Here is a 9,346-nt window from a genome sequence, read left to right on the forward strand (position 1 = left end):
GTCCTCGTGCCTGAACCAGCCGCGAACACCCCGCACCCGCACAGCGCCACCCTGCGACGCCTGGAGAAGTCGTCCGGGAAGCTCGCCGCCGCCGCCATCGCGCGCATGGACGAGCAGCTGCCGTGGTACCGGGCGATGCCACCGGAGAACCGCTCGTGGATCGGTCTGGTGGCGCAGGCGGGCATCGCGGCCTTCACGGAGTGGTTCCGGCGCCCGGAGGCACCCCAGGCGATCAGCACCGATGTGTTCGGCACGGCGCCGCGCGAGCTGACCCGGGCGATCACACTGCGGCAGACCGTGGAGATGGTCCGTACGACCATCGAGGTCATGGAGTCGGCCATCGACGAGGTGGCCGCGCCGGGCGACGAGGCGGTGCTGCGCGAGGCGCTGCTGGTGTACGCGCGGGAGATCGCCTTCGCCACCGCCCAGGTGTACGCGCAGGCCGCGGAGGCGCGCGGCGCCTGGGACGCCCGGCTGGAGTCGCTGGTGGTGAACGCGGTGCTGTCCGGGGAGGCCGACGAGGGCGCGCTGTCCCGGGCGGCGGCGCTCGGCTGGAACTCCCCCGAGCACGTGTGCGTGGTGCTGGGCACGGCGCCCGACGGGGACAGCGAGCTGACCGTCGAGGCGATCCGGCGGGCCTCCCGCCACGCCAAGCTCCAGGTGCTCACCGGGGTGCTCGGCAACCGGCTGGTGGTGGTGGCGGGCGGTTCGGACAATCCGCTCCAGGCGGCGAAGGCGCTGATCGGACCGTTCGCCTCGGGGCCGGTGGTGGCCGGACCCGTGGTGTCGGACCTGCTGGCGGCCACCCGCTCGGCGGCGGCCGCCGCGGCCGGTCTCAAGGCGTGCACGGCCTGGCCCGACGCCCCGCGTCCGGTACTGGCGGACGATCTTCTTCCGGAACGCGCGATGGCCGGGGACCCGGCCGCCCGTGCCCAGCTGGTGGAGGAGATCTACAGACCGCTGGAGGAAGCCGGCTCGGCGCTGCTGGAGACGCTGAGTGTGTACCTGGAGCAGGCGAGCAGTCTCGAAGGCGCCGCCCGGATGCTTTTTGTTCATCCCAACACCGTGCGCTACCGGCTACGACGTGTGACCGACGTCACCGGATGGTCACCTTCTGACGTGCGGTCGGCGTTCACACTACGGATAGCCCTGATCCTCGGACGACTTGCCGACGGAGATATCTTTCCGTAGCTGTTTGTTGGACCCCGACAATTCCCTTGACCGTTCTTCGTCCTTGTCCTCACGGGCGGGCGGGACCACCCACAAGAGAGAGTGTGAGAGTGCTCGTACTCGTCGCTCCCGGCCAGGGCGCCCAAAAGCCCGGCTTCCTGACCCCCTGGCTCGACCTCCCCGGCGTCACCGAACGCCTGCGGTGGTGGTCGGCCGTCGCCGGCCTGGATCTGGTCCACTACGGGACCGAGGCCGATGAGGAGGCGATCCGCGACACCGCGGTGGCCCAGCCGCTGCTGGTGGCCGCCGGACTCGTCTCCGCCCAGGCGCTGTTCGCCGACGGCCCGCACCGCGTCCGGGATGTGGTCGGCGCCGCCGCGGGCCACAGCGTGGGCGAGATCACCGCCGCCGCGGCCACCGGCGTACTCACTGACGAGGCGGCCATGGTCCTGGTGCGCCGCCGCGGTCTGGCGATGGCCGAGGCCGCGGGCCGCGCCGAGACCGGCATGGCCGCCATACTGGGTGGTGAGCAGGAGACCGTCGTCGCCCACCTCGACAAGCTCGGGCTGACCCCGGCCAACGTCAACGGCGCCGGACAGATCGTCGCCGCGGGCACCGCCGAGCAGCTGGCGGCGCTGGCCGAGGACAAGCCGGAGGGCGTGCGCCGTGTCGTTCCCCTGAAGGTGGCGGGCGCGTTCCACACCGACCACATGGCCCCTGCGGTGGCCACGCTGGAGGACCTGGTCGCGGGCGTGCCGATCGCCGACCCGGGCACGGCGTACGTGTCAAACCGGGACGGTGAGGTCGTGGCGTCCGGCGCCGAGGTGATCCAGCGCATGGTCGCCCAGGTGTCCAACCCGGTCCGCTGGGACCTGTGCATGGAGACGTTCCAGAAGCTGGGCGTCACCGCGATGATCGAGGTGGCTCCGGGCGGGACGCTCACCGGTATCGCCAAGCGGGCCCTGCCGGGCGTGGCGACCCTGGCGCTCAAGACTCCGGACGACCTCGACGCGGCACGCGCGCTGATCGCCGAGCACGCCGTACCCGCCGCCGACACCCCGGCCGTATAGCCGAATAGGAGTTCCGAGAGCATGACCGCGAAGATCAGGCCCAGCAAGGGCGCCCCGTACGCGCGCATTCTCGGCGTCGGCGGCTACCGCCCCACCCGGGTGGTGCCGAACGAGGAGATCCTCAAGCACATCGACTCCTCGGACGAGTGGATCCGCAGCCGCTCCGGCATCGCCACCCGCCACTGGGCCGGTCCGGACGAGACGGTCGCCCAGATGTCCGTCGAGGCGGGCGGGAAGGCCATCGCCGACGCGGGGCTGACGCCCGAGCAGATCGGCGCCGTGGTCATCTCCACCGTCTCGCACTTCAAGCAGACCCCGGCGGTCGCCACCGAGGTCGCCCACCTGCTCGGCACGGGCAAGCCCGCCGCGTTCGACATCTCCGCGGGCTGCGCGGGCTTCGGCTACGGGCTGACCCTCGCCAAGGGCATGGTCACCGATGGCACCGCGGAGCACGTGCTGGTCATCGGCGTCGAGCGGCTCTCGGACCTGACCGACCTGGAGGACCGGGCGACGGCCTTCCTGTTCGGCGACGGCGCGGGCGCCGTGGTCGTCGGCCCGTCCAAGGAGCCCGCGATCGGCCCGACCGTCTGGGGCTCGGAGGGCGACAAGTCCGAGACCATCACGCAGACGGTGCCGTGGCACGAGTACCGCATCGGCGACCTGTCCAAGCTGCCGCTCGACAGCAAGGGCAACGTCAAGTTCCCCGCCATCACCCAGGAGGGCCAGGCGGTCTTCCGCTGGGCGGTGTACGAGATGGCGAAGGTCGCCCAGCAGGCCCTGGACGAGGCGGGCATCAGCGCGGACGAGCTGGACGCGTTCATCCCCCACCAGGCCAACATGCGGATCATCGACTCGATGATCAAAACCCTCAAGCTGCCGGAGCACGTCACGGTCGCCCGTGACGTGGAGACCACCGGCAACACCTCCGCCGCCTCCATTCCGCTCGCCATGGAGCGGCTGTTGGCGACGGGGCAGGCGAAGAGCGGCGACACCGCGCTCGTCATCGGCTTCGGGGCGGGTCTCGTCTACGCAGCGACGGTCGTTACCCTCCCATAGGCTCTCTAGCCCAGAACCACGCAGCCCCGGACGAGTCGGGCGCTGCTCACCCACCGCAACACACCGAAGAAGGAGCGCCGCAATGGCCGCCACGCAGGAGCAGATCCTCGAAGGTCTCGCCGAGATCGTCAACGAGATCGCCGGTATCCCGGCCGAGGACGTCGCGCTGGACAAGTCCTTCACCGACGACCTGGACGTCGACTCGCTGTCCATGGTCGAGGTCGTCGTCGCCGCCGAAGAGCGCTTCGACGTGAAGATCCCGGACGACGACGTCAAGAACCTGAAGACCGTCGGCGACGCCGTCGACTACATCCTGAAGCACCAGGGCTGAGCCGAGCGTCTGTCGCCACCCACGCGGTGGCAGAGGTCCAGCACCTGCTACGTAGGAGTGAAGAATTCCTGTGAACTCGACCAATCACACCGTGGTCGTCACCGGTGTTGGTGCCACGACGCCGCTGGGTGGCGACGCCTCATCGACCTGGGAAGGTCTGATCGCCGGTCGCTCCGGCATCGGCCACTTGGAGCAGGACTGGGCAGCGGAGCTGCCGGTCCGGATCGCCGCGAGCATCGCGGTGGACCCGGGCACCGTCCTGCCGCGCCCGCAGGCGCGCAAGCTCGACCGGTCGGCGCAGTTCGCGCTGATCGCGGCCCGTGAGGCATGGGCCGACGCGGGCTTCACCGGCAAGGCCGGCGAGGACCCGTCGGTCGACCCGGACCGGCTGGGCGCGGTCGTGGCCTCCGGTATCGGCGGCGTGACCACCCTGCTCGACCAGTACGACGTGCTGCGCGAGAAGGGCGTCCGCAAGGTCTCCCCGCACACCGTGCCGATGCTGATGCCCAACGGCCCGGCGGCCAACGTCGGCCTGGAGGTCGGCGCCCGGGCCGGTGTCCACACCCCGGTCAGCGCGTGCGCGTCCGGCGCCGAGGCCATCGGCTACGCCATCGAGATGATCCGCAGCGGCCGTGCCGACGTGGTCGTCGCGGGCGGCACCGAGGCGTCGATCCACCCGCTGCCCATCGTCGCCTTCGGCAACATGATGGCGATGTCCAAGAACAACGACGACCCGCAGGGCGCCTCGCGTCCCTTCGACGTCAGCCGCAACGGCTTCGTGATGGGCGAGGGCTCGGGCGTGATCGTCCTGGAGTCGGCGGAGCACGCCGCCGCGCGCGGCGCCCGGGTGTACGCGGAGGCCGTCGGCCAGGGCATCTCGGCCGACTCCCACCACATCACCCAGCCGGAGCCGTCCGGCAACGGCATCGCGCACGCGCTCCAGAACCTGCTGGAGAGCACCGACCTGAAGCCCGCCGAGGTCGCGCACATCAACGCGCACGCGACCTCGACGCCGCAGGGCGACGTGGCCGAGATCAAGGCGCTGCGCAAGATCTTCGGCGACGATGTGGACCACATGGCGATCTCCGCCACCAAGTCCATGACGGGACACCTGCTGGGCGGCACCGGCGGCGTGGAGACCGTGGCCAGCGTGCTCGCGCTGCACCACCGGCTCGCCCCGCCGACGATCAACCTCGACGAGCTGGACCCGGAGGTGGACGCGGACGTCGTGCGCGGCGAGGCGCGGCCGCTGCCGGGCGAGGGCCCGATCGTGGCGCTGAACGACTCGTTCGGCTTCGGCGGCCACAACGTGGTGCTGGCCTTCCGCACCGTGTGAGGCAGCCGAACGAGTGAAGGGCGTGCCCCCGGCCGGGGGCACGCCCTTCGGCGTATCAGCCCTGGGTGCCTTCGGTGCCGTCGAAGCTGGCGAAGTACGAGGCGATCATGTCCTCGTCGCCGTGGCCCTGTCCGACGGCCCGCCGGAACCGCTCCGCGCCCGCGGCCGCCAGGTCCATCCGTACGCCGGACCGCTCCCCCGCCTCGACGATCAGCCGGGCGTCCTTCTCGGCGGTCTTGGCCGCGAAGCTGGGTTCGAGGTTGCCGCCCAGCAACTGGCCCGCCTTGGCGTGCAGATAGCCGTTGTCCAGCGGTCCGCCGGCGATGGCGTCGAAGAAGCCCTGCGGCTCCACGCCGAGCCCCTTGGCGAGGGCGAGCGCTTCGGCGGTGCCGTGGGTGATGGCGAGGATCCAGCTGTTGACGACGAGCTTGAGCCGGGTGGCCGCGCCCTCCTCCCCGGATGCGCCGACCCAGACCGTACGGCTGCCGATCGCGTCGAACACAGGTCGCACGGCGGTGCGGGCGGAGGACGGACCGGCGGCGATGACGAGGAGCTGTCCGCTCTCGGCGGGCTGCTTGGTGCCGAGGACGGGTGAGTCGAGGAGGATCAGGTCCTGCTCGCGGGCGAACGCGGCGAGCGCGTCGAGGCCGTCGAGGCCCGCGGTGGTGGCCTGGGCCCACACCGTGCCGGGGCGCAGTGCCGGGGCGGCCTGGCGCATCGTCTCCAGGGCGGCCGGGCCGTCGTGCAGGATCGTCAGGACGACGTCGGCGCCGTCCACGGCCTGTGCGGGGGTGTCGGTGACGCGTACGCCGTCGGTGGTGAGAGGTTCGGCCTTGGCGCGGGTCCGGTTCCACGCGCGGACGTCGAGCCCGGAGCGGGCGAGATTGCGGGCCATGCCGGAGCCCATGATGCCGGTGCCGAGGACCGCGACGGAGGTTGCTGCCGGGAGTTGTTCGGTCATGCCGTCACGCTAGGTGGTGCCGTGGCGGTCAGACGACCTGGTGCAGCCAGCGGACGGGGGCGCCCTCACCCGCGTAGCGGAACGGCTCCAGCTCGTCGTCCCACGGCTTGCCGAGCAACTTGGCGATCTCCGCCTGGAGATCGCCCTCGCCCCGGGCGGAGCGGGCCAGCGCGGCGCGCAGCCGGTCCTCGGGGATCAGGATGTCGCCGTGCATGCCGGTGACGGCGTGGAAGATGCCCAGGTCGGGCGTGGAGCTGTAGCGCTCGCCCTCGGCAGTGGCGCAGGGCTCGGCGGTCGCCTCGAAGCGCAGCAGATGCCAGCCGCGCAGCGCGGAGGCCAGCTTGGAGGCCGTGCCGACCTCGCCCTGCCAGGAGAACTCGGCGCGCCATGTGCCGTTGGCGGCGGGCTGCTTGATCCAGTCGAGGGTGACGCGCACACCGAGTACGCCCGCGATGGCCCATTCGACGTGCGGGCACAGCGCGCGCGGAGCGGAGTGCACATACAGAACTCCACGTGTCGTCACCGGGGCCTCCTGTGCGGTTCGAGGTGCGCCTTCCCCAGCGGCCTCGTGCCCGTACCGGTCACGCCCGGGACAGCACACGTCATTCTGCCCTAATGATCACCCTCGCACCAGTCCCGAGGTTACCTGCGGTGAAATTTATCGGGCAGAATTCTCTAGAAAAGGGACAGGATGTGACGCAACGTAATGTGACGGTATCGCAATGTTCTTCCCGGTGCTGGGCTGCCGCCCAACTGCCACAAGAAAAACGTACCGCGCGGACCGGCCACAGGAGTGACGTACCGTCGGTCCCGGATAGATATCACCCAACAGTCGGAGGGGGAACAGCCATGCGGGCCAGCGCACCACGCCGGGCACAGCGAACCACCGCGTCGATGCGCACCGGTGTCGTCCTGCTCACGACGGCCGCCGTCATGAGTTCGGCGGGCTGCTTCGGCAGCTCCGAGGACCCCTCGCGGAGCGGGCCGAGCCGGGGCGGCAAGCATGCCGAGGGGCCCGCGTGGAACACCCGCCCCAGCTCCATCGCCTCCCTGGGCGACTCCATCACCCGCGGCTTCGACGCCTGCTCGGTGCTCTCCGACTGCCCCCGGGTCTCCTGGTCCACCGGCACCGATGTGGACAGCCTGGCCCAGCGGCTGCGCTCGGGCGCGCGCAGCTGGAACTACGCCAAGACCGGCGCGGTCATGGCCGATCTGCCCGGCCAGATGCAGGCGGCCGCGACGCGCAAGCCGCAGCTGGTGACCGTGATGATCGGCTCCAATGACGCCTGCCGGAACTCGGTCGACAACATGACCCCCACCGACGAGTTCCGCTCCGTCTTCACCTCGGCGCTCACCCGGCTGCGCCGCGAGGTGCCGAAGGCGCAGGTGTACGTCGCGAGCGTCCCGGACCTGAAGCGGCTGTGGTCGCAGGGGCGGAAGAACGTGCTGGGGCGGCAGATCTGGAAGCTGGGCATCTGCCCGTCGATGCTGAAGGACTCCGACGCGATGGACGCGGCCTCGACGGAGCGGCGGCAGCGGGTGGACGACCAGGTGGACGACTACAACCAGGTGCTGAAGGACGTCTGCGGGAAGGACCCGCTGTGCCGCTACGACGACGCGGTGCACAAGTACCGCTTCACGGAGCGCGAGTTGAGCAAGTGGGACTGGTTCCACCCCAGCAAGGCGGGTCAGCAGCGGCTGGCCGCGATGGCCTACCGCCGCATCACCAGCCCCTGACCTCTCTCAGGACACCACCACCGCTGCCGTGAGGCGCAGGTCGGCCACGCTGCGGCCCGCCTCCGCCGTGTACGCGCCGGGGACCAGGCGCCAGGCGTCCGCCTCCTCGTCCCAGATCTCCGCCGCGCGGCGCCGCACCGGGATCGCCACCTCCGCCGTCTCCCCCGGGCCCGCCTCAGCGGCCGCGAAGCCCGCCAGGCACCGGGCGGGGCGGTCCTCCGCGGTGGCGGCGGAGTCGGCCTGCGGGGCCAGATAGAGCTGGACCACCTCCCGGCCGGGCCGGGAGCCCACGTTCCGCACCCGGACCGTGATCGTGCCCAGCTCGCCCGCCGAGCCGTCCGCCGAGCCGCCCGCGGAGTCCCCCGCGGGGGTGAAGTCCACCGCCTCGTACGCCCAGTCGGTGTACCCGAGCCCGTGCCCGAACCAGTACGCCGGAGCGGCCCCCTCCTGCCGCTCCCACGCCCGGTAGCCGATGAAGACGCCCTCGTCGTAGGAGAGTTGACCATCGCTGGGTGCCACCTGGCTCACCGGGGCGTCCGTCAGCCGGACCGGCCAGGTCGTCGGGAGGCGGCCGCCCGGCTCCTCGGCCCCGAGGAGGACGTCCGCGAGGGCGGCGCCCGCTTCCTGGCCCGGGAACCAGCTGAGGAGGACCGCCGCGACGTCCTCACGCCACGGCATCTCCACGGGTGAGCCCGCGTTGACGACCACGACGGTCGGGGTGCCGGTGGCGGCGACGCGGCGCACCAGCTCGTCCTGGCGCCCTGGCAGCCGCAGGTCCGTACGGTCGAAGCCCTCGCTCTCGACGCTCTCCGTGGTCGCGACCACGACCACGGCGGCGTCGGCGGCGGTGGCCGCGGCGACGGCCTCCTCGATCAGCTCCTCCGGATCGCGCTCCGGGGCGCGGTGCACCAGGCTGAAGCAGACGGCCTGCCAGTTCGCCTCCGCCGTCTTGGCGACCGTGCTGGTGAGGCTGACCTCGACGGGTTCGCCCGCGGTCAGCTCCGCCCGCCCGCGCGGCACGGGCGACCCGAAGAACGCCTCGAACGGGTCGTCGGTCTCGTCCATCGCCTGGTGCCCGTCGAAGAGCACCTCACCGCCCACGACGAGCCGGAAGCCGCCCAGCCCCCGGGTGCCGAAGGAGTGCGCCCCGCTCTCGCGCGGGGTGAAGGTGCCGGTGACCTCGACGGTGTGCAGCTCCTCGTACGCGACCCCCTCGGGGAAGTCGCCGAGCCACTGCACCTGACCGCTGGGCAGCCGGGACTCGCCCAGTACCCGCCCGTCCTCGGCCCGGACGACGGCGCGCAGCGCGAAGTCCTGCCCGGCGGGGGCGAGTTCGTCGGTGGGGTCGGCGCCCACGGCGTAGGTCAGCGGGACGTCGGCGGGCAGCGCGGCGCGCAGCCCGTCCAGCGGGGAGACCACATGGTCGGGGAAGACCAGCGCCGAGCCGCCGCCGAGCACCCGGGCGTCCCGCGCGGCGGCGCCGATGAGCGCCAGGGACCGGATGCCGGAGGGCCCGCCCGGGCTGAGCGGCAACGCCTCCGTATCGTTGCGCAGCAGCACGAAGGACCGCCGGGCGATCTCGCGGGCGAGCGCGTCGCCGTCGATCGGCCCGGGCCGGTCGGCGGGGGCGACGGCGGGCTCGGCGCCGTCCAGCGCGCCGACCCGGGCGGCCAGGGTCAGCACCC

At 72.0% G+C, this 9,346-nt stretch carries 9 protein-coding genes; 6 read left to right on the forward strand and 3 right to left on the reverse strand.

Annotated features, from left to right (window positions below; translation table 11 throughout):
* The first annotated feature begins 6 nt into the window (after nucleotides 1–6).
* The 5 genes from EEJ42_RS08090 to fabF all read left to right on the forward strand — a co-directional run bounded on the left by EEJ42_RS08090 (nucleotide 7) and on the right by fabF (nucleotide 4,963).
* Nucleotides 7–1,191 carry a PucR family transcriptional regulator gene (locus EEJ42_RS08090; RefSeq protein WP_123099290.1) on the forward strand — a complete coding sequence of 395 codons (1,185 nt, stop codon included), beginning with the start codon at nucleotides 7–9 and terminating at the stop codon, nucleotides 1,189–1,191.
* Nucleotides 1,192–1,280: 89 nt separating this feature from the next.
* A complete protein-coding gene (locus EEJ42_RS08095) occupies nucleotides 1,281–2,240 on the forward strand; it encodes an ACP S-malonyltransferase (RefSeq protein WP_123099291.1) in 960 nt (319 codons plus the stop codon).
* Between the two features lie 21 nt (nucleotides 2,241–2,261).
* Nucleotides 2,262–3,296 (forward strand): ketoacyl-ACP synthase III, encoded by a 1,035-nt coding sequence (locus tag EEJ42_RS08100; RefSeq protein ID WP_123099292.1) that lies wholly within the window; start codon nucleotides 2,262–2,264, stop codon nucleotides 3,294–3,296.
* An 82-nt stretch (nucleotides 3,297–3,378) separates the two neighbouring features.
* On the forward strand, nucleotides 3,379–3,627 hold the full coding sequence (locus EEJ42_RS08105) for an acyl carrier protein (protein WP_009718247.1): 249 nt from the start codon (nucleotides 3,379–3,381) through the stop codon (nucleotides 3,625–3,627).
* 70 nt (nucleotides 3,628–3,697) lie between these two features.
* Nucleotides 3,698–4,963: a beta-ketoacyl-ACP synthase II gene (fabF, locus tag EEJ42_RS08110; protein WP_123099293.1), complete on the forward strand. Its 1,266-nt coding sequence runs from the start codon at nucleotides 3,698–3,700 to the stop codon at nucleotides 4,961–4,963.
* Nucleotides 4,964–5,018: 55 nt separating this feature from the next.
* Here fabF and EEJ42_RS08115 read toward each other — a convergent pair whose 3' ends face one another.
* Both EEJ42_RS08115 and EEJ42_RS08120 read right to left on the reverse strand, forming a co-directional pair.
* The gene (locus tag EEJ42_RS08115; protein WP_123099294.1) at nucleotides 5,019–5,924 is read right to left on the reverse strand and encodes an NAD(P)-dependent oxidoreductase; all 906 of its coding nucleotides are present in this window, start codon (nucleotides 5,922–5,924) and stop codon (nucleotides 5,019–5,021) included.
* A gap of 28 nt (nucleotides 5,925–5,952) precedes the next feature.
* The gene (locus EEJ42_RS08120) at nucleotides 5,953–6,447 is read right to left on the reverse strand and encodes a DUF3145 domain-containing protein (RefSeq protein ID WP_123099295.1); all 495 of its coding nucleotides are present in this window, start codon (nucleotides 6,445–6,447) and stop codon (nucleotides 5,953–5,955) included.
* A 326-nt stretch (nucleotides 6,448–6,773) separates the two neighbouring features.
* On the opposite strand from EEJ42_RS08120, the gene EEJ42_RS08125 reads away from it, so the two are divergent.
* Complete coding sequence (locus EEJ42_RS08125) at nucleotides 6,774–7,661, forward strand: SGNH/GDSL hydrolase family protein (RefSeq protein WP_123099296.1); 888 nt, start codon at nucleotides 6,774–6,776, stop codon at nucleotides 7,659–7,661.
* Between the two features lie 6 nt (nucleotides 7,662–7,667).
* Here EEJ42_RS08125 and EEJ42_RS08130 read toward each other — a convergent pair.
* Nucleotides 7,668–9,346, reverse strand: a 1,679-nt coding sequence (locus tag EEJ42_RS08130) for a glycoside hydrolase family 3 C-terminal domain-containing protein (RefSeq protein ID WP_123099297.1), incomplete at its 5' end; no start/stop codon positions are given.

This window comes from Streptomyces botrytidirepellens, from assembly GCF_003721215.1.
GTDB classification, from domain to species: domain Bacteria; phylum Actinomycetota; class Actinomycetes; order Streptomycetales; family Streptomycetaceae; genus Streptomyces; species Streptomyces himastatinicus.

Bases quoted from the DNA above. Each gene is read 5' to 3' on its own strand.
- EEJ42_RS08100 (WP_123099292.1), top strand. From the start codon at position 2,262: ATGACCGCGAAGATCAGGCCCAGCAAGGGCGCCCCGTACGCGCGCATT.
- EEJ42_RS08105 (WP_009718247.1), top strand. From the start codon at position 3,379: ATGGCCGCCACGCAGGAGCAGATCCTCGAAGGTCTCGCCGAGATCGTC.
- EEJ42_RS08115 (WP_123099294.1), bottom strand. From the start codon at position 5,924: ATGACCGAACAACTCCCGGCAGCAACCTCCGTCGCGGTCCTCGGCACC.
- EEJ42_RS08125 (WP_123099296.1), top strand. From the start codon at position 6,774: ATGCGGGCCAGCGCACCACGCCGGGCACAGCGAACCACCGCGTCGATG.